General features: G+C 71.7%; 22 protein-coding genes. 10 read left to right on the forward strand and 12 right to left on the reverse strand.

The features are described from left to right. The first annotated feature begins 627 nt into the window (after window positions 1-627). The gene (gene trpS / locus ABTZ59_RS08930; protein WP_351393481.1) at window positions 628-1,626 is read left to right on the forward strand and encodes a tryptophan--tRNA ligase; all 999 of its coding nucleotides are present in this window, start codon (window positions 628-630) and stop codon (window positions 1,624-1,626) included. A 78-nt stretch (window positions 1,627-1,704) separates the two neighbouring features. Here trpS and proC read toward each other — a convergent pair whose 3' ends face one another. From proC to ABTZ59_RS08960, 6 genes are all read right to left on the reverse strand, one after another. Then, window positions 1,705-2,514: a pyrroline-5-carboxylate reductase gene (gene proC / locus ABTZ59_RS08935; protein ID WP_351392992.1), complete on the reverse strand. Its 810-nt coding sequence runs from the start codon at window positions 2,512-2,514 to the stop codon at window positions 1,705-1,707. Between the two features lie 164 nt (window positions 2,515-2,678). Beyond that, window positions 2,679-3,533 (reverse strand): ABC transporter permease, encoded by an 855-nt coding sequence (locus ABTZ59_RS08940; protein ID WP_503002435.1) that lies wholly within the window; start codon window positions 3,531-3,533, stop codon window positions 2,679-2,681. Continuing rightward, window positions 3,530-4,297, reverse strand: coding sequence for an ABC transporter ATP-binding protein (locus ABTZ59_RS08945; protein ID WP_351392995.1), 768 nt, complete (start codon window positions 4,295-4,297; stop codon window positions 3,530-3,532). Before ABTZ59_RS08945 ends, ABTZ59_RS08940 begins: the two co-directional genes overlap by 4 nt. After that, window positions 4,281-5,093 carry a class I SAM-dependent methyltransferase gene (locus ABTZ59_RS08950; protein ID WP_351392999.1) on the reverse strand — a complete coding sequence of 271 codons (813 nt, stop codon included), beginning with the start codon at window positions 5,091-5,093 and terminating at the stop codon, window positions 4,281-4,283. The genes ABTZ59_RS08945 and ABTZ59_RS08950 overlap by 17 nt, the downstream gene beginning before the upstream one ends. Window positions 5,094-5,145: 52 nt before the next feature. After that, a complete protein-coding gene (locus tag ABTZ59_RS08955) occupies window positions 5,146-5,622 on the reverse strand; it encodes a hypothetical protein (RefSeq protein WP_351393487.1) in 477 nt (158 codons plus the stop codon). Between the two features lie 256 nt (window positions 5,623-5,878). Beyond that, entirely contained in the window at window positions 5,879-6,250 is a 372-nt protein-coding gene (locus ABTZ59_RS08960; protein WP_503002438.1) for an SH3 domain-containing protein, read from the reverse strand. Between the two features lie 126 nt (window positions 6,251-6,376). On the opposite strand from ABTZ59_RS08960, the gene ABTZ59_RS08965 reads away from it, so the two are divergent. The 3 genes from ABTZ59_RS08965 to ABTZ59_RS08975 all read left to right on the forward strand — a co-directional run bounded on the left by ABTZ59_RS08965 (window position 6,377) and on the right by ABTZ59_RS08975 (window position 10,531). Further along, the gene (locus tag ABTZ59_RS08965) at window positions 6,377-8,836 is read left to right on the forward strand and encodes a serine/threonine-protein kinase (RefSeq protein WP_351393002.1); all 2,460 of its coding nucleotides are present in this window, start codon (window positions 6,377-6,379) and stop codon (window positions 8,834-8,836) included. A gap of 119 nt (window positions 8,837-8,955) precedes the next feature. After that, complete coding sequence (locus ABTZ59_RS08970) at window positions 8,956-9,363, forward strand: YciI family protein (RefSeq protein ID WP_351393005.1); 408 nt, start codon at window positions 8,956-8,958, stop codon at window positions 9,361-9,363. A gap of 7 nt (window positions 9,364-9,370) precedes the next feature. Next, window positions 9,371-10,531: an RNA polymerase sigma factor gene (locus tag ABTZ59_RS08975; protein WP_351393007.1), complete on the forward strand. Its 1,161-nt coding sequence runs from the start codon at window positions 9,371-9,373 to the stop codon at window positions 10,529-10,531. A gap of 81 nt (window positions 10,532-10,612) precedes the next feature. On the opposite strand, the gene ilvD is transcribed toward ABTZ59_RS08975, so the two are convergent. The 4 genes from ilvD to ABTZ59_RS08995 form a co-directional block, all read right to left on the reverse strand. Next, window positions 10,613-12,463: a dihydroxy-acid dehydratase gene (ilvD, locus tag ABTZ59_RS08980; protein WP_351393010.1), complete on the reverse strand. Its 1,851-nt coding sequence runs from the start codon at window positions 12,461-12,463 to the stop codon at window positions 10,613-10,615. A gap of 229 nt (window positions 12,464-12,692) precedes the next feature. Beyond that, the gene (locus ABTZ59_RS08985) at window positions 12,693-13,304 is read right to left on the reverse strand and encodes a TetR/AcrR family transcriptional regulator (protein WP_351393013.1); all 612 of its coding nucleotides are present in this window, start codon (window positions 13,302-13,304) and stop codon (window positions 12,693-12,695) included. Then, entirely contained in the window at window positions 13,301-14,272 is a 972-nt protein-coding gene (locus tag ABTZ59_RS08990; protein WP_351393016.1) for a sugar phosphate isomerase/epimerase family protein, read from the reverse strand. Before ABTZ59_RS08990 ends, ABTZ59_RS08985 begins: the two co-directional genes overlap by 4 nt. Window positions 14,273-14,294: 22 nt before the next feature. After that, window positions 14,295-15,227 carry a Ppx/GppA family phosphatase gene (locus tag ABTZ59_RS08995; RefSeq protein WP_351393019.1) on the reverse strand — a complete coding sequence of 311 codons (933 nt, stop codon included), beginning with the start codon at window positions 15,225-15,227 and terminating at the stop codon, window positions 14,295-14,297. Window positions 15,228-15,399: 172 nt separating this feature from the next. Here ABTZ59_RS08995 and ABTZ59_RS09000 point away from each other — a divergent pair, with 172 nt between their 5' ends. Next, the gene (locus ABTZ59_RS09000; RefSeq protein ID WP_503002501.1) at window positions 15,400-16,185 is read left to right on the forward strand and encodes a DUF3109 family protein; all 786 of its coding nucleotides are present in this window, start codon (window positions 15,400-15,402) and stop codon (window positions 16,183-16,185) included. A 38-nt stretch (window positions 16,186-16,223) separates the two neighbouring features. On the opposite strand, the gene ABTZ59_RS09005 is transcribed toward ABTZ59_RS09000, so the two are convergent. Next, window positions 16,224-18,023, reverse strand: coding sequence for a sigma-70 family RNA polymerase sigma factor (locus ABTZ59_RS09005; RefSeq protein WP_351393024.1), 1,800 nt, complete (start codon window positions 18,021-18,023; stop codon window positions 16,224-16,226). 209 nt (window positions 18,024-18,232) lie between these two features. Between ABTZ59_RS09005 and radA the strand changes: the two genes are divergently transcribed. Further along, on the forward strand, window positions 18,233-19,642 hold the full coding sequence (gene radA / locus ABTZ59_RS09010; protein ID WP_351393026.1) for a DNA repair protein RadA: 1,410 nt from the start codon (window positions 18,233-18,235) through the stop codon (window positions 19,640-19,642). A 44-nt stretch (window positions 19,643-19,686) separates the two neighbouring features. Beyond that, window positions 19,687-20,811 carry a DNA integrity scanning diadenylate cyclase DisA gene (disA, locus tag ABTZ59_RS09015; RefSeq protein WP_030354428.1) on the forward strand — a complete coding sequence of 375 codons (1,125 nt, stop codon included), beginning with the start codon at window positions 19,687-19,689 and terminating at the stop codon, window positions 20,809-20,811. 67 nt (window positions 20,812-20,878) lie between these two features. On the opposite strand, the gene ABTZ59_RS09020 is transcribed toward disA, so the two are convergent. Then, window positions 20,879-21,739 carry a hypothetical protein gene (locus ABTZ59_RS09020; protein WP_351393030.1) on the reverse strand — a complete coding sequence of 287 codons (861 nt, stop codon included), beginning with the start codon at window positions 21,737-21,739 and terminating at the stop codon, window positions 20,879-20,881. A gap of 345 nt (window positions 21,740-22,084) precedes the next feature. Between ABTZ59_RS09020 and ABTZ59_RS09025 the strand changes: the two genes are divergently transcribed. The 3 genes from ABTZ59_RS09025 (at window position 22,085) to ABTZ59_RS09035 (ending at window position 24,741) form a co-directional block, all read left to right on the forward strand. Next, complete coding sequence (locus ABTZ59_RS09025; protein ID WP_351393033.1) at window positions 22,085-23,020, forward strand: HhH-GPD family protein; 936 nt, start codon at window positions 22,085-22,087, stop codon at window positions 23,018-23,020. A gap of 243 nt (window positions 23,021-23,263) precedes the next feature. Then, window positions 23,264-23,926, forward strand: coding sequence for a SigE family RNA polymerase sigma factor (locus ABTZ59_RS09030; protein ID WP_351393493.1), 663 nt, complete (start codon window positions 23,264-23,266; stop codon window positions 23,924-23,926). Between the two features lie 197 nt (window positions 23,927-24,123). Next, on the forward strand, window positions 24,124-24,741 hold the full coding sequence (locus ABTZ59_RS09035) for a hypothetical protein (protein WP_351393036.1): 618 nt from the start codon (window positions 24,124-24,126) through the stop codon (window positions 24,739-24,741). Window positions 24,742-24,754: the final 13 nt, after the last annotated feature.

Raw genomic sequence — 24,754 nt, forward strand, 5'->3', positions numbered from 1 at the left:
CACCCTCTCGGGCTTTCCTCCGGGCTTTTCCCTTCGGTCTTGCGTTTCCGACTCTATCAGACTCTTTCGTGTCCGATTCCCCGTCGGAGCGGGGCCGCTTTCCAGGTTCCCGCTTTCGCGTTTCCCTTTCCAGCGATTCCGACTCTATCAGATCCTTTCGGACCTGATTCCCAGTCAGAGTGGGCTGTCCTCCCGGCCGTTGAGCCGTTCGGACGAGTGAGACTTTAGCGGAATCTGCTGCTCCGACGCTAATCGGGGCCGCATCCCTATCGAACGCGGATTCCTCATTCGCAAAAGCTCATACAAAACAATGCGACACCAGCGGTCGCTCGCTTGTAGTGGGTCCTGCGGAATGACTGTCCGGGGACCGGCCTGGACCGGTGCTCACGTCGGACAGCTCGGAGAACATTACGGATCTGTGTTTGGCGTGTCAACTTGGGGGGTCGGCCGCTACTCTGAGGGCCATGACAACGCGCACGTGCAACCTTCAGTGGTGGGCCGCCTGACGGCGGCCGCCCACACACGTGTGCACTCAACGGCCGCCACTCCGGCGGCCGTTCGCGTTGCTCCCCTCGGGTAGCCGGCCGCTGAGAGGCGGCGGCTCCGATCCGGAGGGTGATGAGAGAGATGACGCGGATCTTCAGCGGGGTCAAGCCGACGGGGCATCTGACGCTCGGCAACTACCTCGGGGCCGTACGCGGATGGGTCGAAGTCGATCAGCACCGGGCCGACGCGCTGTTCAGCGTGGTGGATCTGCACGCGCTGACCGTCGAACACGATCCCGCCCGCGTGCGCAGACTCAGCCGGCAGGCCGCGACGCTGCTGCTGGCGGCCGGGCTGGATCCCGACCTGTGCGTCGTGTTCGTACAGAGCCATGTGGACGAACACGTGCGGCTCTCGTATCTGCTGGAGTGCACCGCCACCGACGGGGAGCTGCGGCGCATGATCCAGTACAAGGAGAAGAGCGCCCGCGCGCTCGCGTCCGGGGGGAGCGTGCGGTTCTCGCTGCTGTCGTATCCGGCGTTGATGGCCGCGGACATCCTGGCCTACCGCACGGATGAGGTGCCGGTCGGCGATGACCAGACGCAGCATGTGGAGCTGACCCGGGATCTCGCGGTGCGGTTCAACCAGCGGTACGGGCATACGTTCGCCGTGCCGAAGGCGACCCGGCCGCCGGTGGCCGCGCGGGTCATGGATCTCCAGGATCCGACGTCGAAGATGGGCAAGTCGCATGAGTCCGGCGCCGGGATCGTCTATCTGCTGGACGAAGCCGATGTGGCCCGGAAGAAGATCATGCGTGCCGTCACCGACAGCGGGCAGGAGGTCGAATACGACCCGGAGACCAAGCCGGGGGTGGCGAATCTGCTGGAAATCCTCGCGGCGTGCGGTAGCGGGAGCCCGGACGAGCTGGCCGGTGCGTATGACTCGTACGGCGCGCTCAAGAAGGACACGGCGGAGGCGGTGGTCGAGCTGCTGCGTCCGCTGCGCGAGCGGCACGCGGAGCTGGCCGCGGATCCCGGTTATGTGGACGGAGTACTCAAGGAGGGAGCCGAGCGGGCCAGGGCGATGGCCCGTCCGGTGGTCGACGCCGCCTATCGGGCCATCGGGCTGCTGCCCGCCGGCTGAGTGAGACCCGCCTGAGTGAGACCCGCTGAATGAGATTCGCTGAATGAGATTCGCTGAGCACCCGCGTCCCGCCGGGTGTCAGCCGTTCCCGGTGGCCAGGGCGCGGCTGCGGTCGCGGGCCGCCTCGATCGCGGCGATCAGGGCGGCCCGTACACCGTGGTTCTCCAGCTCCCGGATGGCGCTGATGGTGGTGCCCGCCGGGGAGGTCACGGCCTCGCGGAGCTTCACGGGGTGTTCGCCGCTGTCGCGCAGCATGACGGCGGCGCCGATGGCGGCCTGGACGATCAGTTCATGGGCCTGGGCGCGGGGCAGGCCGAGGAGGATGCCGGCGTCGGTCATCGCCTCGACAAGGAAGTAGAAGTAGGCCGGGCCCGAGCCGGAGAGGGCGGTGGCCGCGTCCTGCTGGGACTCGGGGACGCGGAGGGTCTTGCCGACGCCGCCGAAGATCTCTTCGGCGTGGGCGAGGTGGACGGCGAGGGCATGGCTGCCCGCGGAGATGACGGACATGCCCTCGTCCACCAGCACCGGGGTGTTGGGCATGACGCGTACGACGGGGGTGCCCGCGGTCAGGCGCTCCTCGATGAACGCGGTGGTGATACCGGCGGCGGCGCTGATGATCAGGCGGTCGGCGGCGACGTGCGGGGTGAGTTCGTCGAGCAGCTTGCCCATGTCCTGCGGCTTGACGGCGAGGATGAGGATGTCGGCGCGCTTGGCGGCGTCCGCGTTGGTGACGGTCTCGACGCCGTACCGGTTGCGCAGCTCCTCCGCCCGGTCGGCGCGGCGGGTGGTGGCCAGCAGGTCCGCGGGCCGCCAGCCTGCCCGGATCATGCCGCTGAGCAGGGCCTCGCCGATCTTTCCGGTACCGAGGACTGCGACTGTCTGGGGCATTGCGGGTCACCTCGCCGGTGGGGATGTGTGCTGTTTTCCTTGGTGCTGTCCTTCCTGATCCATCCTCGCACCGGGGCCGGGAGGCGCGCGGGAAGTGTCCGAGGAGCGGTACGGCGGAGGGTCGGCGGGACGGTGGGGTGGGGTGACGGCGGGCGGACTGTCGGTCACACCGTCCGGCGGCGTAGGGTCGCGGCGCCCAGGGCGAGTACGAGCGCGGCGCACCCGGCGACGATCACGGCGTCGCGGACGAAGTTGCCGGTGATGTCCGTATGGCGCAGGACCTCGTTCATGCCGTCGACGGCGTAGGACATCGGCAGGACGTTGGAGATCGCCTCCAGGGCGGGCTGCATGTTCGGGCGCGGGGTGAAGAGGCCGCAGAGAAGCAGTTGCGGAAAGATCACCGCGGGCATGAACTGCACCGCCTGGAACTCGGACGCGGCGAAGGCGGAGACGAAGAGGCCGAGTGCCGTGCCGAGCAGGGCGTCGAGGAGTGCGACCAGCAGGAGCAGCCAGGCGGATCCCACCACTTCGAGACCGAGGGCCCAGACCGCGAGGCCGGTGGCGAGGACGGACTGGACGATGGCGAGCAGGCCGAAGGCGAGGGCGTATCCGGCGATCAGGTCGGCCTTGCCCAGGGGCATGGCGAGCAGCCGTTCCAGGGTGCCCGAGGTGCGTTCGCGCAGGGTGGCGATCGAGGTCACCAGGAACATCGTGATCAGCGGGAAGATGCCGAGCAGTGAGGCGCCGATGGCGTCGAAGGTGCGCGGGCTGCCGTCGAACACGTAGCGGAGCAGGAAGAGCATCACGCACGGGACGAGGATCATCAGCGCGATCGAGCGCGGGTCGTGGCTCAGCTGGCGCAGCACGCGGGCGGCGGTGGCCAGGGTGCGGGCGGCGGACATCGGGGCCGTCGCGGTGGTGCGTGACGGAGGCCTCGCGCCGGGGGCCGTCTTGGTGGCGGGGGTCGTCGTCGTACCGGGGGTCGTCGTACCGGGGGTCGCGGGGGTCGAGCGGGTCATCGGGCGCTCTCCTGGAGTGCGTTGGCCTCGTCGACCAGGTGGAGGAAGGCCGCTTCCACGGTCTCCGCGTGGGTACGGGCGCGCAGCGCGTCCGGGGTGTCGTCGGCGAGGATCTCGCCGTCGCGCATGAGGAGGAGGCGGTGGCAGCGTTCGGCCTCGTCCATGACGTGGGAGGAGACCAGGATCGTGGTGCCACGCTCGGCTGCGATGCGGTGGAAGAGGTCCCACAGATCGCGGCGCAGTACGGGGTCGAGGCCGACGGTCGGTTCGTCGAGGACGAGCAGTTCGGGGGTCCCGAGCAGGGCGACGGCGAGGGAGACCCGGCTGCGCTGGCCGCCGGAGAGTCTGCCCGCGAGTGAGTCGGCGTGGGAGGCGAGGTCGACGTCGTCGATGGCCCGGACGACCGTTTCGCGGCGGGCGTCGCGGCGGGACCGTCCCGGGTCGAGCACGGCGGCGAAGTAGTCGAGATTCTGACGCACCGTCAGATCGTCGTAGACGGACGGCGCCTGGGTGACGTAGCCGATCCTGGCGCGCAGCGCTCCGTCGCCCGCGGGCAGGCCGAGGACGTCCAGCGTGCCGGTGACCTTGGCCTGGGTGCCGACGATGGCGCGCATCAGGGTCGACTTGCCGCAGCCGGACGGGCCGAGCAGGCCGGTGATCCGGCCGGGCGGCACGGCGAAGTCGAGGCCGCGCAGCACCGTGCGGTCGCCTCGCCGGACGGTGAGACCGCGGGCGCGGATGGCGCCCTCAGTAAAATTCATCATGCGATGAATAATGGGCACGGCCGATGCGCTCGTCAAGCGCGGAGGGAACGCGGAGGGAGACCGTCAGCTCGACGGCATATGCCTCCTCGACGGTTCCGTCCGGGAAATGACCGAGCAGTCGCGTCCGCTCGTCCGCGAGGAAGTCGGCCGCGGCCTGTTCGCCGTGCAGACGGAAGACGGAGTGGCTGCCGAGATTGGCGAGGTGGGTGTCGAGGGGGACGCGGCGGGTCCAGGTGATACGGCGCTCAGCGCGCTCCATGGCGGCCGGCAGATTCCGCGCGCGGCCGGAGGCGCTGTGGGCGCCGTGGTGCACATCGCCGGCCCACTGGCGAATACGTTCGTCCTGAGCCGCGATCCAGGGCACGTCGTCGTCCGAGATGTTCCACCAGAGGGCGAGCGCGCCACCGAGCCGCAGGACGCGCAGGGCCTCGGGCACGGAGTGTGCCGGGTCGGTCCAGTGCCAGGACTGGGCGTATGTGACGAGGTCGGCGCAGCCGTCGGCGAGGGGCAGCGCGTCACCGAGGCCCCGGACGAGCGGAACACCGGGGGCGGCGCGGTGCAGCCGGGCCGCCATCTCGGGTCCGGGCTCGACGGCGGTGACCAGGGCGCCGCGTGCGCGCAGCAGGCGCGTGGCGATACCGGTGCCCGCGCCCACGTCGATGACACGGGAGCCGCTGAGCGGGCGGCCGGTCAGCTCCTCGATGGCATCGAAGAGTGCGGGCGGATAGCCGGGGCGGGCCTCGTCGTACTGGTCGGCAACGGCGTCGAAGGAGAGGGCGCGTTCGCGTTCGGTCATACGCCCATCCTGGCGGCGGCCGGGCGCGCCGGAACAGGACCCGGAACAGGACCTACGGGCGCTTGGGCTTCCTGCCCTTGCTGCTGCCGCTGCCGCCACCGCGGGCGGCCGGGTTTCCGGTGCGGGCGCTACGACGGCGCTCGTACTGGACGAGGGCCGTCTCGTACTCCACGCGGCGCAGCCCCTCGCCGGGGGCCTCGACGAGGGAGCGCAGGAAGTACGCCAGCAGTGAGCCGATGAAACCGATCATCCTGACGCTGCGCAGCGCCTCCTCGCGGGCCGGATCGGCCGGGCGGCGCTGGAAACCGTCCCAGGTCCCGCGGAAGGCGATGGCGCCGGACACCGAGAAGACCGCGATGACGAGCACCCCGACGAACGCGCCCACGTCCGCGATCTCCAGACCCTCGTACGCGAAACGCAGCACGAGGCAGGCGGCAACGGTGGTGACGAGGGAGCCCACGGCGACCACGACGCGGCGCAGTGCGTAGCCGCCGTCGTGGCCGACCCAGGTCGTACCGAAGAAACGGATGGCCTCGGGCTCGGGGCCGCCGTGACCGTGCTGCTCGGGGCGTACGGGCTGCTCGGGCTTGACAGACTGCGTGGGCTGTACGGACTGTGCGGGCTGTACGGACCGTGCGGGCTTGACGGGGTCTACGGGGTGCTCGCTGTCTACGGGGTGCTCGCTCACGCGGCGATTATCCCCGGCGCGCGTCACCAGGCCCCGTCAGCTCGTCAGCCCGGCACACCCCGTCAGCCCGGCAGCCCGGCACACCCGGCACACCCGGTCAGGCGCAGCGCTCCGCTACATAGCCGTTGCTGCCCGTGTAGACATACGCGTCCGAGACGAACTGTCCGTTGGCGATGTTGTCCCACAGGTTCGTCGTCCCGTACGGGCCGGAGACCCACTCCCCCGGTTTCTGGCAGTTGATCGGGACGCTCGCGCCGTACGGGAGCACCTTGACGAGCCGGTAGTTCGTGCCGGGACCGCTGCGGACGTTCACGCGGTAGTCCGGGTGGACCGCGTACCGCTTCGCCGCCATCGTCTCCACGGCCACCGCCGTCTCGGCGAGCCGTGGTTCGGCCGACGCCTCCCCGGCACCCTCTACGACATTGCCCCCGGCATTCCCCACACCGCTCTCAACCTCTTCGACCGCCATGCGGTCCTCCCCCCTTGAAGGTGCGTATCTCTGCGCCGCGCAGGCTAGCAACCCATGGCTTGATAGCACGCATCATCGACTAGGCTCCGTGCGTCGCGCTTGCGCACGAATACACGGGGGTGGGCGATGCCACCACTGCGCAACACCGGGTCGGCCCCGGAAGCGGAGCGTCCGGATTACGCCGGTCGCTACCTGCTCGAAGCAGCCCTGGGATCGGGCGGAATGGGCGTGGTCCATCTGGCCACCTCCGCTTCCGGGCTGCGTCTCGCCGTCAAAGTCATCCATACCAACCATGCGTCGGATCCCGAGTTCAGAGCCCGGTTCCGGCAGGAGGTCGCCGCCGCCCGCCGGGTGAGCGGCGCCTTCACCGCGCCCGTCGTGGACGCCGATCCGGAGGCCGAACGGCCCTGGATGGCCACCCTGTTCATCGATGGCCCGACCCTCTCCGAGCGGGTGAAGCGGAACGGTCCGCTGGACGCCGAGGAATTGACCAGGCTCGGCGCGGGGCTGGCCGAGGGGCTGCGCGACATCCACCGGGCCGGCGTGGTGCACCGCGATCTCAAGCCGAGCAATGTCCTGTTGGCGTCGGACGGGCCCAAGGTCATCGACTTCGGTATCTCGCGCCCGACGGACAGTGATCTGCGGACGGAGACGGGCAAGCTCATCGGCACCCCGCCGTTCATGGCGCCCGAGCAGTTCCAGCGACCGCGTGAAGTCGGCCCCGCCGCCGATGTGTTCGCCATGGGCGCGGTACTGGTCCACGCGGCGACCGGGCGCGGGCCGTTCGACTCCGACAGCCCGTACATCGTCGCGTACCAAGTCGTGCACAACGAGCCGGACTTGGCGGGGGTCCCAGCGCAACTGCTGCCGCTGATCACCCGGTGTCTGGCGAAGGAGCCGGCCGACCGGCCGACCCCGGACGAGATGATGGCCACGCTGCGGCCGTCGTCGGCGCCGGGCCCGGACGGGCGGCGCGGCGCGTGGATGACGTCGTCCGGGGCGAGTGGGCTCCGGGCGAATGGGCTCCGGGCGAGTCCGCTCGTACCGGCGCAGCGCGTTCCCGACCGCGCGGAGAACGCGGATCCGGACCCCGCCACCCATGCCCGTCCCGCCGGGTCCCGGACGCGACATCTCCGGATCAGGCCCGCGCGGAGCACGGAAGGCGCGGCGAGCACGGAACGCGCGGCGAGCGTGGAACACGCGCAGAGCACCGGGCCCGGCCGCGCCGAACCGGAGAGCGGCCGGCCCACGACCCGCCCCCGGCGGCGGATCAGACGCTGGGCGGCCATCGGTGTGGTGCTGGCGGCCGCCGCGGCGGCGGCCGGCTTCGCCGGTGCACGCGCCTCGTTGGAAGACGGCGCCGCCGACCCCGCGCGGCCGGAGGCGAAGGGGCCCGGCGGGACGTTTCAGCCCTGGCAGATCAAGCTGCCCGACAGCGGCGGCGAGAATCACATCCCCGTCTGCTCGGCCGCCGAGGCGGCCGTCTACTGCACGGCTCCCGGCATCAAAGCGGCCAGGCTCGATCCCGCGGACGGCCGACTCGACTGGTCCGTGAAGGGCGACAAGAACGCCGAGGCGGCCGACGTGGGCGCCACGCCGGTTCTCTCGGGCGGGCTACTGCATGTCATCAGCCCCGGCGGGGCCCGGCTGGAGGCGCTCGATCCGGACTCGGGCGACACGCGCTGGTCCACGCCTCTCTCCTCGTACGCCTCCGTCCGTCATGTCGGTGACACGGTGCTGCTCGTGGCCTACGACGGACGGGTACGGTCCGTGGACAGCGCGACCGGCGACGAGCGCTGGAGCCGGCAGCGCGGCGGGACCGGCACCGTCTGGACAGCGCCGACGAACGGTAACGGCGCCGACGGCGACAGCGGCTCCGGCAGTGGCGGCGGCAGTGGCTCCGGCCCCGGCGGCGGCTCGCTGTTCGCCGCGACTCCGTCGTCCGACGGCGGGGCCACCGAAGTGAGCTCCATCGATCCGGCCGACGGCGCCGTGCGCTGGGAGAAGCGGCTGACGGGAAGCCTGATTCCGGCGGGTGCCTCGGACGACGCGCTGTTCCTGCTCTCCGAGGACGCCGACGGCTATACGAACGAGGTCGTACGGATCGACGCGTCGACCCGTACCGTACGGCGCGTCCCGCTGGCCACGCCGGTCGACCAGGCACAGGCCACCGTGGCCGGTGACACGGTCTATGTCATCGGGTACACGGGTTCGCTGCTCGCCGTCGACACCGCCGGATCCGGCGGAGCGGGCGCGGCGGGCGCAGGGGCGGCGGGCGGAGCGAGCGCGGCGGCCGGAGGCGGGAGCGTCGGCCTGCGCTGGCGGCTGGAGACATCGGTCACCCGGGCGTCACAGCCCACCGCCGCCGGAAACCGCGTCTATCTGAGCGCGGGCGACGGCCGGCTGCTCGCCGTCGACGCCGAGCGTGGGGTCCTGCTCGGGCAGACGAAGCCCCGGATGGACGACGGGCCCCACACGCTCGTGCCCACGCTGCCCGCACCCGTCACCGAGCCCGGCGCCGTCTTCGCCACCGCCCCCGACGGATCCGTCTTCGCGGTCGACAGCCGGCGGCCGGACCGGTGGTAAGCGCCTCCCGGCGCTCCGCGAAAGAAAATTCCGGCGGCGATGTCGAGAACCCGATCCCGGCTCCGTCCCCGAGGTGAACGCGACCACAATGGGTCGCACCAGCACCGAGGAGAAACACCATGGCCAAGTACTTGCTGCTCAAGCACTACCGCGGCGCTCCGGCGGCGGTGAACGACGTACCCATGGACCGCTGGACGCCGCAGGAGATCTCGGCCCATGTGCGGTACATGCAGGACTTCGCGGACCGGCTGGAGGGCACCGGCGAGTACGTCGACGGTCAGGCGCTCGCCCCCGAGGGGACGTTCGTCCGCTATGACGGCGAGGGGCGCCCGCCGGTCACCGACGGCCCGTTCGCCGAGACCAAGGACCTCATCGCGGGCTGGATGGTGATCGACGTCGACAGCTACGAGCGCGCCGTCGAGCTGGCCGGGGAACTGTCCGCCGCCCCTGGCGCGGACGGGAAGCCGATTCACGAGTGGCTTGAGTTGCGCCCGTTCCTGACCACGCCTCCCACCATCACGGAGTGATCTCTCAGTGAACGAGGCCCTGCTCCGGAGCCTCACGCCGAGCGTACTCGGGGTCCTCGTCCGCCGCGGAGCCGACTTCGCGGCGGCCGAGGACGCCGTCCAGGACGCGCTGGTCGAGGCGGTCCGCGTCTGGCCGGCCGGCCCCCCGCGGGATCCGAAGGGCTGGCTGGTCACCGTGGCCTGGCGCCGCTTCCTCGACGCGACCCGCGCGGACACCGCCCGCCGCCGCCGTGAGGACCTGGTCGACGAGCAGCCGGCGCCCGGACCCGCGTCGGCCGTGGACGACACGCTCCGGCTCTACTTCCTGTGCGCCCATCCGTCGCTGACGCCGTCATCCGCGGTCGCGCTCACGCTGCGCGCCGTCGGCGGGCTGACCACCCGCCAGATCGCCCAGGCCTACCTGGTGCCCGAGGCGACCATGGCGCAGCGCATCAGCCGGGCCAAGCGCACCGTCTCCGGCGTACGGTTCGACCGGCCCGGCGATGTCTCCACCGTGCTGCGCGTCCTCTACCTGGTGTTCAACGAGGGCTACTCCGGCGATGTCGACCTCGCCGCCGAGGCCATCCGGCTCACCCGGCAGCTCGCGGCCACCATCGACCACCCCGAGGTGGCGGGGCTGCTCGCCCTCATGCTGCTCCACCACGCCCGGCGGGCGGCCAGGACCGCGCCCGACGGAGGGCTGGTGCCGCTCGCCGAGCAGGACCGCGGCCGGTGGGACACGACGTCGATCGCCGAGGGCATCGAGATCCTGCGGGCGGCTCTCGCCCGCGACCGGCTGGGTGAGTTCCAGGCGCAGGCCGCCATCGCGGCGCTCCACGCCGACGCGCCCACCGCCGATGAGACCGACTGGGTGCAGATCGTCGAGTGGTACGACGAACTCGCGCGCCTGACCGACAGCCCGGTCGTCCGGCTCAACCGCGCCGTGGCCGTCGGCGAGGCGGACGGACCGCGCGCCGGCCTTGCCGCGCTCGCGGCGCTGGACGACGACTCTCTGCCCCGCCACACCGCGGTGGCGGCGTATCTCCACGAACGCGACGGCGACCCGGCGACGGCGGCACGGCTGTACGCCGAGGCCGCCCGGAAGGCACCGAATCTCGCCGAGCGCGACCATCTGACGCGCCAGGCCGCGCGGCTCAACGCCCGCGGGGGCGCACGGCCGGGTGCGTAGCGCTGCCCTGCGCCGCGCACGGCCGCGCGCCGCCTGAATCCGTCCGTCAGTACGTACCGGAAGCAGCACGCACCGGGGCGCTCAGCCCAGGCGCGAGACGTCCCGGACCGCGCCCTTGTCCGCGCTCGTCGCCATCGCCGCGTACGCGCGCAGCGCCACCGAGACCTTGCGGTCGCGGGCGGCGGGGGCGTACACGCCGTTCAGCGCCGCACGGCGGCCGGCCAGTTCGTCGTCGGCGACGAGGAGTTCGATCGTACGGTTCGGGATGTCGATCCTGATCCGGTCGCCGTCTTGGACCAGCGCGATCGTGCCGCCCGAGGCCGCCTCCGGGGAGGCGTGGCCGATCGACAGGCCCGACGTACCGCCGGAGAAGCGGCCGTCCGTGATCAGCGCGCAGGACTTGCCGAGGCCCCGGCCCTTCAGATACGAGGTCGGGTAGAGCATCTCCTGCATACCGGGGCCACCGCGCGGGCCCTCGTAGCGGATCACGATGACATCGCCCTCGGCGATCTCCTTGCGGAGGATCTTCTCGACGGCGTCCTCCTGCGATTCGCAGACGACGGCGGGTCCCTCGAACGTCCAGATCGACTCGTCGACGCCGGCTGTCTTCACCACACAGCCGTCGACGGCGAGGTTGCCCTTCAGCACCGCCAGGCCGCCGTCCTTCGAGTACGCGTGGGCGACGTCGCGGACACAGCCGCCCGCGGCGTCGGTGTCGAGGGTGTCCCAGCGCTCGGACTGGGAGAAGGCCTCGGCGGAGCGGACACAGCCGGGCGCCGCGTGCCACAGCTCGACCGCCTCGTCGGACGGTGAGCCGCCGCGGACGTCCCAGGTCTCCAGCCAGTCCTTGATGCTCGGCGAGTGGACGGTGTGCACGTCCTCGTTGAGCAGACCGCCGCGGTACAGCTCGCCCAGGATGGCGGGGATGCCGCCGGCCCGGTGGATGTCCTCCATGTAGTACGTGCCGCCGGGGGCCACATTGGGCGCGACCTTGGCCAGACAGGGCACCCGGCGCGAGACCGCGTCGATGTCGGCGAGGTCGTAGTCCAGCTCGGCCTCCTGGGCGGCGGCGAGCAGATGGAGGATGGTGTTCGTGGAGCCGCCCATGGCGATGTCGAGGGCCATGGCGTTGTCGAAGGCCGCCCGGGTGGCGATGGAACGCGGCAGGACCGACTCGTCGTCCTGCTCGTAGTGGCGCTTGGCGATCTCGACGACCGTGCGGCCGGCGTTCTCGTACAGCGCCCTGCGCGCCGTGTGCGTGGCCAGCACCGAGCCGTTGCCGGGCAGGGAGAGGCCGATGGCCTCGGTCAGACAGTTCATCGAGTTGGCGGTGAACATGCCGGAACAGGAACCGCAGGTCGGGCAGGCGTTCTCCTCGATACGGAGGATGTCCTCGTCCGAGACGTTCTCGTTGACCGCGTCCGAGATCGCGTTGATCAGATCGAGCTTGCGGACCGTGCCGTCCACCAGGGTCGCCCGGCCGGCCTCCATGGGTCCGCCGGAGACGAAGACCGTGGGGATGTTGAGGCGCATCGCGGCCATCAGCATGCCCGGGGTGATCTTGTCGCAGTTGGAGATGCAGATCAGCGCGTCGGCGCAGTGCGCCTCGACCATGTACTCGACGGAGTCGGCGATCAGATCGCGGGACGGGAGGGAGTAGAGCATTCCGCCGTGGCCCATAGCGATGCCGTCGTCGACGGCGATGGTGTTGAACTCGCGCGGGACGGCCCCCGCGGCCTTGATCGCCTCGGAGACGATCCGGCCGACCGGCGCGAGGTGGGTGTGGCCGGGCACGAACTCGGTGAAGGAGTTGGCCACCGCGACAATCGGCTTGCCGATGTCCTCGCTCGCTACGCCCGATGCCCGCATCAGGGCGCGTGCGCCCGCCATATTGCGGCCGTGAGTGACAGTGCGGGACCTCAGCTCGGGCATCGTCGCTCGCTCCTTCGGCAGATCCGTCAGCCGGTCTTCGGCAGAAATGACGTCTTCGAGCCTACGCCTCGGATCCAAGATCTGGACAGCACGTCCGGCATGCGGAACAGCTGTTCAGCTTTCGGTCGGGCCTCGGTCGTACGGGCTTCGGTCGTACGGGCTTCGGTCGTACGGGCTTCGGTCGTACGGGCTTCGGTCGTACGGGCTTCGGTCGTACGGGCTTCGGTCGTCAGGCTTCCGTGAGATAGCGCTGAATCGTGGGCGCCACCATCGCGATGATCTCCTCGGTGTCCGCCGACGCCAGCGGCTCCGCCTTGATCACGTAGCGGAGCAGGGCGATCCCGATCATGTGCGACGCGGCCAGTTCGGCGCGGAACGTGGGATCCGGTACGTCGAGTTCCTCCGCGATCCGCTCCAGCAGCCGCCGCAGGACGAACGTACGCAGCACCTTCGCCGCGGCCTCGTGCGTCAGCGCGGAGCGGATGATCGCCAGCAGCGGGGCCCGGGTCACCGGGTTCTCCCAGACACCGAGGAAGAAGCGGGCGAGCCGCTCTCCGATGCCGTCCGTGCCGCCGTTCAGCAGCGTGGGCAGCACCAGGGCCGGTTCGAAGGAGACCTCGATGGCCGCCGCGAAGACCTCGTCCTTCGTGCCGAAGTAGTGGTGGACGAGTGCCGCGTCGACCCCCGCCGCCTTGGCGATGCCACGGATGGAGGTCTTGTCGTACCCGCGCTCGGCGAACTCCGCGCGGGCGGCGTCGAGGATCTTCTGCCGGGCGCTGGGGCCGGTGTCGGCCGCCTTGCGGGCGGGGCGGCCACGGCGGCGCGGAGCCGTGCCGTTCATGACGGGCGCGCTCCCGAGGAGCCGGTACGGGGCGAGCGCGTCGCCGGGGACTGCTCCGACCGCCTCCCCGGGGACGGCGCGGCCGAAGGGCCCGACGCGGGCGAGGAGGAGGACGGCGAGGGCGATGGCGAGGAGGGCGGCGAGGACGGCGCCGGCGCGGAGGACGGCGCGGCCAGATGCCGCCGGGCGAACGCCAGCGCCTCCGCCAGATCGGCCTCGCGCTCCGCGGCCGACATCGCGCGCCGCGTGTTCACCTCGATCACGACCTGCCCGTCGAATCCGTTGCCCGCCAGTCCCGCCAGCAGTTCGGCGCACGGCTGCGTGCCCCGGCCGGGCACCAGGTGCTCGTCCTTGGCCGACCCGTTGCCGTCCGCGAGATGGACATGCCCCAGCCGGTCGCCCATCCGGCCGATCATGGCCATGGCGTCCGTACGGGCGGTCGCGGTGTGCGAGAGATCGACGGTGAAGTGCCGGTAGTCGTACTTGGTCACGTCCCAGTCGGGCGCGTAGGCGAGCATCTCCCGGTCGCGGTAGCGCCACGGGTACATGTTCTCGACGGCGAACCGTACGTCCGTCTCCTCGGCCATGCGCCATATGCCGGTGACGAAGTCACGCGCGTACTGCCGCTGCCAGCGGAACGGCGGATGCACGACCACGGTGGAGGCGCCGAGCGTCTCGGCCGCCGCGCGCGCCCGCTGGAGCTTCACCCAGGGATCCGTGGACCACACGCGCTGGGTGATGAGCAGGCAGGGCGCGTGTACGGCGAGTACGGGCACCTCGTGATAGTCGGAGAGCCGGCGCAGCGCCTCGATGTCCTGGCTGACGGGATCGGTCCACACCATGACCTCGACACCGTCGTACCCCAGACGTGCGGCGATCTCGAAGGCCGTCGCCGTGGACTCCGGATAGACCGAAGCCGTCGAGAGCGCGACCTTCGCATCCGGGATGCGCACCACAGGTTCTGCCACGGAGACAGCGTACGGGCACCCTCTACGTGCTCGGGAGTTGATCGAGCCGCCGCAGGATGATGCCCTCGCGCAGCGCCCAGGGGCAGATCTCCACGCTCTCGACCCCGAACAGGTCCATCGCGCCCTCCGCGACCAGCGCTCCCGCCAGCAGCTGGGACGAGCGGCCGTCGGAGACCCCGGGGAGCGCGGCGCGCTGGAGCGTGCTCATCGTGGCCAGCTTGGGCACCCACTCCTCCAGTGACGTACGACTCAGTTCGCGCTGTACGTACAGCCCATCGGCGGAGCGCGCCGCCCCGGCGATCCTGGCCAGCTGGCGGAAGGTCTTGGACGTGGCCACGACATGGTCCGGGCTGCCGAATCGCGAGAACTCCCCGACCGTACGGGCGATCCGCGCCCGTACGTGTCGGCGCAGCGCCTTCACGTCGACGGGGTCGGGCGGATCGCCTGGCAGCCAGCCCGCGGTCAGCCGGCCCGCGCCCAGGGGCAGGGAGACGGCGGCGTCCGGCTCCTCGTCGATCCCGTACGCGATCTCCAGCGAGCCGCCGCCGATGTCCAGGACGAGCAGTTTCCCGGCGGACCAGCCGAACCAGCGGCGGGCCGCGAGGAAGGTGAGCCGGGCCTCCTCCTCGCCCGTGAGGACCTCCAGATCGATGCCGGTCTCGCTCTTGACGCGCCCGAGGACCTGCTCGGCGTTGCTGGCCTCGCGCACGGCGGAGGTCGCGAAGGGCAGGACGTCCTCGCAGCCCTTGTCCTCGGCGGCCTGGAGCGCGTCGGCGATCGTCGAGACGAGCCGGTCGACACCGTGGGGCCCGATCGCGCCGTCCTCGTCGAGCAGTTCGGCGAGCCGTAGCTCCGCCTTGTAGGAATGCGCGGGCAGCGGGCGGGCGCCGCGGTGGGCGTCCACCGCGAGCAGGTGAACCGTGTTCGAACCGACGTCGAGGACTCCGAGTCTCATGAACGGAACGCTACTGCGACCGCGCGCATACGCTGGTCCTGTGCCGAAGACGAAAAAGGCGAAGCCGGGCAAAGCCAAGGGCCCGAAGAAGCAGTACCAGCAGGAGGAGGCGATCAGCACCTCCTCGCGCGCGCCCCGGAGTGCGGGGGACACGCCCCGGAGTGCGGGCGACATCCGTACCGACCGGGATGTCCCGGACGAGAAGGGGCTGGACTTCGCCCGTGCCTGGGCGGAATTCCCCGACCCCGCCGACGACGAGCAGGTCTTCCGCTGCGATCTGACCTGGCTCACCTCGCGGTGGAGCTGCGTGTTCGGCAGCGGCTGCCAGGGCATCCAGGCGGGCCGCGCCGACGACGGCTGCTGCACGCTGGGCGCGCACTTCTCCGACGAGGACGACGAACAGCGCGTCGCACGTCATGTGGCGCGCCTCACGCCGGATCTCTGGCAGTTCCACGAGGAGGGCACCACCACCGGCTGGACGCAGACGGACGACGACGGCGAGCGTCAGACCCGCCGCTGGCAGGGCTCCTGCATCTTCCAGAACCGCCCGGGCTTCGCGGGCGGCGCCGGGTGCTCGCTGCACATCCTGGCGCTGCGCGAGGGGCGCGAGCCGCTGGAGACGAAGCCGGACGTCTGCTGGCAGCTCCCGGTCCGGCGGACGTACGACTGGATCGAGCGGCCCGACGACACGCGCGTGCTCCAGGTGTCCATCGGTGAGTACGACCGGCGCGGCTGGGGGCCGGGCGGCCACGATCTGCACTGGTGGTGCACCTCGGCGACCTCGGCGCACGGCGCGGGCGAACCGGTGTACAAGACGTACCGGCCCGAGCTGACCGAGCTGATGGGCAAGGAGGGCTACGACCGGCTGGCCGAGCTGTGCGAGCGGCGCTTGGCGAGCGAGCTTCCGCTGGTGGCGCCGCATCCGGCGGACCCGCCGCGGCGCACGGACACGCCTTAGACGACGGACACGCCTTAGGTCCTGTCCGGTCGGCCTTCCTAGGTACCCTCCGGGCCCGGGTCCGGGGCCGGGGCCGAGGGGTCCGGGGGCGGCGCGGACTGCTGTGGGTCGGCGGGGCCGAGCCGGGTCGGGCCGCCGGTGCCGGGATCCGCGGGGTGTCCCGGATGCCCGGGGTGTGCGGGGTGTCCTGGGTATGCGGGATAACCGGGTCGGCCCGCGTGTCCCGAGGACGGCGGTCGGGAGCCGTAGCCATAGATCTTCACCACGGATCCCGCCGGATAGATCGCCACCCGCGCGCTCCAGGGTCCCGACAGTTCGCGGCGGTGGTCCACGAAGACCTGGACGGTGAAGGATTCACCGGGCGCGAGCGTGCCGTAGTGGCGGCTCAGCCGGAGCCAGGGCGCCTTGGTCCCCGCCGTCCAGGAGACCGGGGCGCCGCCCGGCGCCCTGAGCGTGACCATCGTGGTGTCGCCGTGGGGCCGCGCCTCCACCGAGAGCCTGCCGATGGTCGGCTGCCCCGGGAGGGGCGACGGTACGGGCCGGCCGTCGCTGATGACCTCGACCGAGACGCCGGGCGCGATGCCCTCCCCGCCCGTGCCGTGGCCGGGGCCATGACCGGCGCCCGACCCGTCCCGGGCGCTGCCCGCGTTCTCGTAGTGCTCGCGCGGCCCCTCGCCCGTCCCGGGCGGGCCCTCCGTCGCGCCCGCGCTGACCGAGGAGCCTTCGCGGCCGTCCCCCGTCTCCGCCGCGCCTCGGTACGCCGCCCAGAGGGCGAGTACGGGAGCGGCGACGACGGTCGCCACGACGGTGGTGGTCACGGCCCGCGCCCGCAGCCGTTCACGGCGGGCGGCGCGGTCCTTGGGGTCCATGGGGAAGCCGTCGCGTCCGAAGCGCGGCGCCGCGGCCCGCGCCCGGGGGGCCCGCTCCATCGCCGCGTACGTGGCCTCCCTCGGTGCCTCGACGAGGGACAGCACGGCGGGCGAGACGGCGGACGGGGCCGACGGCGCCCCCGACGGCGTCCCGGACCGCCCCGTGGTCGACGCGGGTCGCGCGGCGGCGCCGTCGGAGAGTTTCAGGAGGGGGCAGAGGCGCGACCCGGGCCACGGTCCTGCCGCCTCGGCGCGCTCGGCGGCGCGCCGGCAGCGCGGGCAGTCGTCGACATGCCGGACCAGTTCGCGCCGGAGGGCGGCGGAGAGCAGCACCTGCTGGTCGCCGGTGAGCCGGGCGACGGACAGGCAGTCGCCGGTGTCGACGACGGCGAGCGCGGCGCGGGTGCGCTCCACCTCGCAGGCGGCGGAGGCGAGCAGTTCACGGGCCGCCGCCGGTTCCATGGACAGCACGGCGGCGACCTCGGTCGGGCCCAGTTGGTGGCGTACGGCCAGCTCCAGGATCTCGCGCTGCTCGGGGGTCGTACCCGCGGCTTCCGGCCAGGCCAGCAGGGCGAGTTCGCGTCGTCGGCGCTCGGCGGTCTCCGGCGCGAGCGCCTCCGTCGGCGCGGGCTCCGGCTCGCGCTGGGCCGAATGCGCCCCCAGTTGGCTGCGGCGCTGCTCGGTGAGTCTGCGCAGACAGGACCAGCGGGCGAGCGCGTACAGCCATGCCTTGCGCTCCTCGTCGCCGGAGGGGCAACGGCCGTACTGCCGCTCGGAGATGGACAGCACCTCGCCGAGCACCTCCGTCGCGACGTCGTGGTCGCACAGCACGGAGAGGCAGTAGGTGAACAGACCGTCGAGATACCGCTCGTAACGCGCGGCCTGGCGGCGCGGCACCGGTTGGGGCGCACGACGGGGCGCGCGGTGTGCGCCGGTGGTGTGCGTGGAGGTGTCGGGGCTGCTGCTCATCACCCGGCGACGTTAGACAGAGAGGCCCACACCCTTCACACCTCTTGAGCACAATTAATCCTTACGGGTGAAGGTATCCCTCAAAAGGGGACAGGAGTCGCACGTTCCGATGGGTTCCGCGCGGCCTCGTCCCGCCTTCTCCCCTCGCGCGTCGGGGCCGGGCCCACTCCCTGGTCGGCGCTGTCAGTGCGCCCCTATACGGTGACGCCATGGCTGCCCGCACGAAATCCGCCAAGGACAGGCCTTCCTACCGCTGCACCGAGTGCGGTTGGACGACCGCCAAATGGCTCGGCCGCTGCCCCGAATGCCAGGCATGGGGCACGGTCGAGGAGTACGGCGCGCCCGCGGTACGGACCACGGCGGCGGGCCGGGTCTCCACCGCCGCGCTGCCGATCGGCCAGATCGACGCCCGTACGGCCACCGCCCGCTCCACCGGCGTGGACGAGCTGGACCGGGTGCTCGGCGGCGGGCTGGTGCCGGGCGCCGTCGTGCTGGTCGCGGGCGAGCCGGGCGTGGGCAAGTCGACGTTGCTGCTCGATGTCGCGGCGAAGTCGGCCAGTGACGAGCACCGCACGCTCTATGTGACGGGCGAGGAGTCCACCAGCCAGGTGCGGCTGCGCGCCGACCGGATCAAGGCCATCGACGACCATCTGTATCTGGCCGCGGAGACGGATCTCTCCGCCGTTCTCGGCCATCTCGACGCGGTCAAGCCGTCGCTGCTGATCATGGACTCCGTCCAGACCGTGGCCTCGCCGGAGATCGAGGGCGCGCCGGGCGGCATGGCCCAGGTCCGCGAGGTCGCGGGCGCGCTCATCCGCGCCTCCAAGGAGCGCGGCATGTCGACGCTCCTGGTGGGTCATGTCACCAAGGACGGCGCGATCGCGGGACCGCGGCTGCTCGAACACCTTGTGGACGTCGTACTGTCGTTCGAGGGCGACCGGCACGCCAGACTGCGGCTCGTCCGCGGGATCAAGAACCGCTACGGGACGACCGACGAGGTCGGCTGTTTCGAGCTGCACGACGAGGGGATCACCGGCCTCGCCGACCCGTCCGGGCTGTTCCTCACCCGGCGCGACGAGCCCGTGCCCGGCACCTGCCTGACGGTCACCCTGGAGGGGCGCCGGCCACTCGTCGCCGAGGTACAGGCGCTGACGGTCGACTCACAGATCCCCTCGCCCCGGCGCACCACCTCCGGCCTGGAGACCTCCCGGGTCTCGATGATGCTCGCCGTGCTGGAGCAGCGCGGCCGGATCAGCGCGCTCGGCAAGCGCGACATCTACAGCGCGACGGTCGGAGGGGTGAAGCTCACGGAGCCCGCCGCCGACCTCGCGATCGCCCTGGCGCTGGCGTCCGCGGCCAGCGACACCCCCCTGCCGAAGAACCTGGTCGCGATCGGTGAGGTCGGGCTCGCGGGCGAGGTCAGACGGGTTACGGGCGTGCAGCGCCGGCTGGCCGAGGCCCACCGTCTCGGCTTCACTCAGGCGCTTGTTCCCACCGATCCGGGGAAGATCCCGGCCGGTATGAAGGTCACAGAAGTCGCCGACATGGGTGATGCTCTCAGGGTGCTACCGCGCCGCGGTCGTGCGGACGCCCCACGGGAAGACAACGCTCGCCGGTAGACTTTGCCCTGGTCTCGCCCATCCGTACGAGCCGGAGGAGTGCAGTGGCAGCCAACGACCGGGCATCAGCGCCCGGAAAGTCCGGCGCGGGCTCCGGCAACGAAGCGCTGATGCGCGCCTCCCTGAGCGCTGTCGCGCCGGGCATGGCGCTGCGCGACGGCCTGGAGCGGATCCTGCGCGGCAACACCGGAGGTCTGATCGTCCTCGGCATGGACAAGACCGTCGAGTCGATGTGCACGGGCGGTTTCGTGCTGGACGTGGAGTTCACCGCGACCCGCCTGCGCGAGCTGTGCAAACTCGACGGCGCGCTCATCCTGGACAAGGACATCACCAAGATCCTGCGGGCCGGCGTCCAGCTGGTGCCGGAGTCGTCCATCCCCACGGAGGAGACGGGCACCCGGCACCGCACGGCGGACCGGGTGTCCAAGCAGTGCGGCTTCCCGGTCGTCTCCGTATCGCAGTCGATGCGGCTGATCGCGCTGTATGTGAACGGGGAGCGCCGCGTCCTGGAGGAGTCGGCGGCGATCCTGTCGCGGGCGAACCAGGCGCTGGCGACCCTGGAGCGGTACAAGCTCCGTCTTGACGAGGTCGCGGGCACGCTCTCCGCGCTGGAGATCGAGGACCTGGTGACGGTCCGGGATGTGACGGCCGTCGCCCAGCGGCTTGAGATGGTGCGCAGGATCGCCACGGAGATCGCCGAGTACGTGGTCGAGCTGGGCACCGACGGCCGGCTTCTCTCGCTCCAGTTGGACGAGTTGATCGCGGGCGTGGAGCCGGAACGGGATCTGGTCGCGCGGGACTACGTCCCCGAGCCGACCGCGAAGCGCTCCCGTACGGTCGACGAGGCGCTCGGCGAGCTGGACTCGCTGACCCATCCCGAGCTGCTCGAACTGCCCATCGTGGCAAGGGCGCTGGGCTACAGCGGCGCGCCCGAGACACTCGACTCCGCGGTCTCGCCGCGTGGTTACCGGCTGCTGGCCAAGGTGCCGCGGCTGCCGGGCGCCATCATCGAGCGGCTTGTCGAGCACTTCGGCGGGCTTCAGAAGCTGCTGGCGGCGAGCGTCGACGATCTGCAGACGGTGGACGGAGTCGGCGAGGCGCGGGCGCGCAGCGTGCGCGAGGGGCTGTCGCGGCTGGCGGAGTCCTCGATCCTGGAGCGGTACGTATAGCTGCGGCCATGGCGGTGTACGCACATGACGGCGGCGAGCTTCTAGGTCCTGTCCGGTCGGACAGGACCTAGTCCTTCTCCAGGCGGATCGACGCCTGGCCCTGCTTCACCGAGACGACCGAGGTCTCGGCCTCCACCAGATAGGTTCCGGGGCTCACCGCGCCCGCGGGCGGCGTGGCGCACCGCGGCGCGCTCTGCCCGCGGTCCCACTCGATCGTGCGGGTGATCGTCCCGCCCGCCGGGACCTCGTAGAGCACCGCGCCGGTTTTCGGGCAGTCCTGGGACGACCAGACCTCGTCGTCGTCCGCGTTGGTGATCGTCAGCACCACGGCCTTCGGTCCGAGGTCGGCCTTGCACGTGGTGTCCGAGGTGTTCGTGACGATCAGCCGGAACGCGGGCTTCTCGCCCGGCGCGTAGGCGACCTTCGTCGTGGTGAGCCGCAGGGTGACCGCGCTCGGAGGGCAGTTGGGCAGTCCGGAGCCGGCCGGTACCTGTCGGCCGGAGCTGGTGCTTCCGCCGTCGCCGCCCGCCGTACCGCCGCCGCTCGCGCCGCCGGTGTCCGCCGTGCCGTCCCCCGTACCGGCTGAACCGGCCCCGCCCGCGCCGCCGGTGTCACCGTTCTTGCCGCCGTCGTCCGCGCCGTCCGTGCCGCCCTGGCCGCCGCCGGTCCCGTCGGTCGAGCCCGACTCGTCGCGTCCGCCCGGCTGTTCACTGATCGCCGGTCCGGAACCGGAGGGGCCCGGGGTGATGGACGTCGCGGGATTGGCGCCGTCCGACGTGTCGCCGGTGTTCTTGCCGTCACCCCCACGGGAGGTGACGACCCATACGACGAGCAACGCGAGCAGCGCGATCAGCGTCGCCGCTACTGCCCTCCGTCGCCAGTAGATGGTGGAGGGAAGCGGCCCGACCGGATTGCGCAAAGATCCCACGGCGCAAACTGTACGAGAGATCGGAGCCAACTCCCGCCCCCCATGCCGCCGGTCTCGCAAGTTTTGCGGATCATCATCCCGGCAAGGGCGCTACTGACCGGCCCTGTTCCCACACCTGGCAGAGCTATGAGCCGAGGCCGGACTGCTGTTGTTCGCCGCGTTCTTGACCGCGGTCTGGTAATACGCGCGGCAGGCCGGCTCGCGCGCCATGGCCGAGCGGGTGTGAGGGACCCGGCGGGCGGGGGCGAACGTGGGGCGCGCGCGGGACCGGGCGCGTGACACCTCGGCCCCGCCCGCGCCTGCCGCACCCTCCACGGCCCGGGACATGCCAGGATCGGTGCTGTCATGACTGCTACCTCCGCGCACTCCGCGTCCTCTCCGACCGCCGTCGATCCGGCCGCCCTCCACACCCCCGTCATCGCGTGGTTCGACTCGAACGCGCGCGATCTGCCCTGGCGCCGCCCCGAAGCGGGCGCCTGGGGGGTGATGGTCAGCGAGTTCATGCTTCAGCAGACCCCGGTGAACCGGGTGCTCCCGGTGTACGAGCAGTGGCTCAGCCGCTGGCCGCGCCCCGCCGACCTGGCCGCCGAGGCCCCCGGCGAGGCGGTCCGCGCCTGGGGCAGGCTCGGCTATCCGCGCCGTGCGCTACGTCTGCACGGCGCCGCGCAGGCGATAACGGAGCGGCACGGAGGCGACGTACCGCGCGAGCACGCGCAGTTGCTCTCGCTGCCCGGGATCGGCGAGTACACGGCCGCGGCGGTGGCCTCGTTCGCGTACGGGCAGCGGCACGCGGTGCTCGACACCAATGTGCGCCGGGTCTTCGCGCGCGCCGTGGCCGGTGTGCAGTACCCGCCGAACGCGACCACCGCCGCCGAACGCAAGCTGGCCCGCGCGCTGCTGCCCGAGGACGCGCCGACCGCCGCGCGCTGGGCGGCGTCCTCCATGGAGCTCGGCGCGCTGATCTGCACGGCGAAGAACGAGGGTTGCGTACGCTGCCCGATCGCCGACCGGTGCGCCTGGCGGCTGGCCGGGAAGCCGCGGTACGAGGGCCCCGCGCGGCGCGGCCAGACGTACGCGGGCACGGACCGCCAGGTGCGCGGCAAGCTGCTCGCCGTACTGCGCGAGGCGGTCGCTCCGGTGCCGCAGGTGGTCCTGGACGCGGTCTGGGACGAGCCGGTGCAGCGGGCCAGGGCGCTGGACGGACTGGTCGCCGACGGGCTGGTCGAGCCGATGGAGAACGGCGTCTACCGGCTGCCGCAGAGCCGGGCGGACCACCGCTGACGCGGAGCCGGGCGGACCACCGCTGATCTCGCCACATCGCCGCCGCGCCGACCGTGTGACGCGCCACCGGAGCCCGCCCGGCGGCCGTCGCGCCGGCGGGTGTCGCGCGGCCGTCCGTTACACAACCGATGGACAGCCGTGCGTCCGCCGACGGCTGTCCCGCACAGCCTCGTGACAACCGCTCCGTAATTTCGGTGCCGTAGACGAACGGTACGGATGATCACGGGGTCGGAGGCGGTCGGCATGGCGCAGGGCGAGGTGCTCGGGTTCGAGGAATACGTACGTACGCGGCAGGAGGCCCTGCTGCGGAGCGCCCGGCGCCTCGTGCCCGATCCCGTCGACGCGCAGGACCTGCTCCAGACCGCGCTGGCGCGTACCTTCGGGCGCTGGGACGGCATCGCCGACAAGTCGCTCGCCGACGCCTATCTGCGCCGCGTCATGATCAACACTCGTACGGAGTGGTGGCGTGCCCGCAAGCTCGAAGAGGTCCCCACCGAGCAGCTGCCCGACGCGAGCATCGACGACGGCACCGAGCAGCGCGCCGACCGGGCGCTGCTGATGGACATCCTGGGGGTGCTCGCGCCCAAGCAGCGCAGCGTGGTCGTGCTGCGGCACTGGGAGCAGATGAGCACCGAGGAGACGGCTGCCGCGCTCGGCATGTCGGCGGGTACCGTAAAGAGCACATTGCACCGCGCGCTGGCCCGGCTCCGTCAGGAGCTGGAGAGCCGGGAGCTGGCCGGCCAGGACCTGGTGGACCGGGACCTGGAGGTCCACGCGCCGGAGCGGTCGGATCTCCGCCGTGGCAGGAGCGGCGGGAGCGACAGTGGTGACGGTCGGGGCGCTCGCGGCACACGCGGCGGCCACGGCCGTCACGAGGAGCGGGGGCGGGAGAGGTGCGCGGCCTGAAAGAGCCAGGGTCTGCCGTCTGGATCTGGCCGGATCAGGGAGCGGGGTCTGGTGCCGTGGATCGCAAGGCGGAGGAGGGAGCCCACGCGGAGCGTAGGCGACCGACGACAACGCGGCGAGGCGCGGTACCAGGGCACGCGAGCCCGGCAAGATCCAAACGACAGACCCTGGGGCGGCAGGGAAGCAGATCCTTCGCGGTGGGTGCGGTGTTGTCCGCGCTCGCCGTTGTCGGCCTGCTCGTGTCCGGCTGTTCGACCGGCGGTACGGGGACCAGGGACGAGGGCGCTGCCGTGACCTCTCCCGTGGAGCGGGGCGCGCCGAAGCCCAGGGTGAGCGCGGCGACCCCCGCCAAGACCGTCAACGCGGTGGCGCTGCTCCGGAAGGACCCCGCGGTCAGCACGCGGGTCAAGGCCGATCTCAAACCGTGCGGCGAGGACGCGTACCCGGTCGACACCTCGTACGGGAATCTGACCGGCGGTACCGCGCCCGATCTGGTGATCAACGTGATGACGTGCGCCGACTCGGTGGGCGTCGGGACGTATGTGTACCGCGAGCGGAACGAGGAGTACCAGAACGTCTTCGCGGCGGAGGAGCCGGCCGTCTACGCCACGATCGACCGCGGTGAACTGGTCGTCACCCAGCAGCTGTACGCGAACGGCGATCCGCTGTCCTTCCCGTCCGGGGAGGACGTCGTGACATACAGCTGGTCCGACAGCAAGTTCAGCGAGCGCTACCGGGTGCGCAACGACTACAGCCGAGCGGTCGGCAACGGCGACGGAGCCGTTCCCGCCCCCTCGATGACGAGCCCCAACTGAGAGCCGAGATCCA

Source organism: Streptomyces sp. NPDC094034, from assembly GCF_040303865.1.
Taxonomy (GTDB): Bacteria; Actinomycetota; Actinomycetes; order Streptomycetales; family Streptomycetaceae; genus Streptomyces.

Excerpts from the sequence above, each read along its gene's own strand:
- ABTZ59_RS08940 (WP_503002435.1), bottom strand. The coding sequence starts at position 3,533 with ATGACCCGCTCGACCCCCGCGACCCCCGGTACGACGACCCCCGGTACG.
- ABTZ59_RS08960 (WP_503002438.1), bottom strand. The coding sequence starts at position 6,250 with ATGGCGGTCGAAGAGGTTGAGAGCGGTGTGGGGAATGCCGGGGGCAAT.
- ABTZ59_RS08995 (WP_351393019.1), bottom strand. The coding sequence starts at position 15,227 with ATGAGACTCGGAGTCCTCGACGTCGGTTCGAACACGGTTCACCTGCTC.
- radA (WP_351393026.1), top strand. The coding sequence starts at position 18,233 with ATGGCTGCCCGCACGAAATCCGCCAAGGACAGGCCTTCCTACCGCTGC.
- ABTZ59_RS09030 (WP_351393493.1), top strand. The coding sequence starts at position 23,264 with ATGGCGCAGGGCGAGGTGCTCGGGTTCGAGGAATACGTACGTACGCGG.
- ABTZ59_RS09025 (WP_351393033.1), top strand. The coding sequence starts at position 22,085 with ATGACTGCTACCTCCGCGCACTCCGCGTCCTCTCCGACCGCCGTCGAT.
- ABTZ59_RS09005 (WP_351393024.1), bottom strand. The coding sequence starts at position 18,023 with ATGAGCAGCAGCCCCGACACCTCCACGCACACCACCGGCGCACACCGC.
- ilvD (WP_351393010.1), bottom strand. The coding sequence starts at position 12,463 with ATGCCCGAGCTGAGGTCCCGCACTGTCACTCACGGCCGCAATATGGCG.
- ABTZ59_RS08945 (WP_351392995.1), bottom strand. The coding sequence starts at position 4,297 with ATGATGAATTTTACTGAGGGCGCCATCCGCGCCCGCGGTCTCACCGTC.
- ABTZ59_RS08985 (WP_351393013.1), bottom strand. The coding sequence starts at position 13,304 with ATGAACGGCACGGCTCCGCGCCGCCGTGGCCGCCCCGCCCGCAAGGCG.
- trpS (WP_351393481.1), top strand. The coding sequence starts at position 628 with ATGACGCGGATCTTCAGCGGGGTCAAGCCGACGGGGCATCTGACGCTC.
- ABTZ59_RS08950 (WP_351392999.1), bottom strand. The coding sequence starts at position 5,093 with ATGACCGAACGCGAACGCGCCCTCTCCTTCGACGCCGTTGCCGACCAG.
- proC (WP_351392992.1), bottom strand. The coding sequence starts at position 2,514 with ATGCCCCAGACAGTCGCAGTCCTCGGTACCGGAAAGATCGGCGAGGCC.
- ABTZ59_RS08965 (WP_351393002.1), top strand. The coding sequence starts at position 6,377 with ATGCCACCACTGCGCAACACCGGGTCGGCCCCGGAAGCGGAGCGTCCG.
- ABTZ59_RS08970 (WP_351393005.1), top strand. The coding sequence starts at position 8,956 with ATGGCCAAGTACTTGCTGCTCAAGCACTACCGCGGCGCTCCGGCGGCG.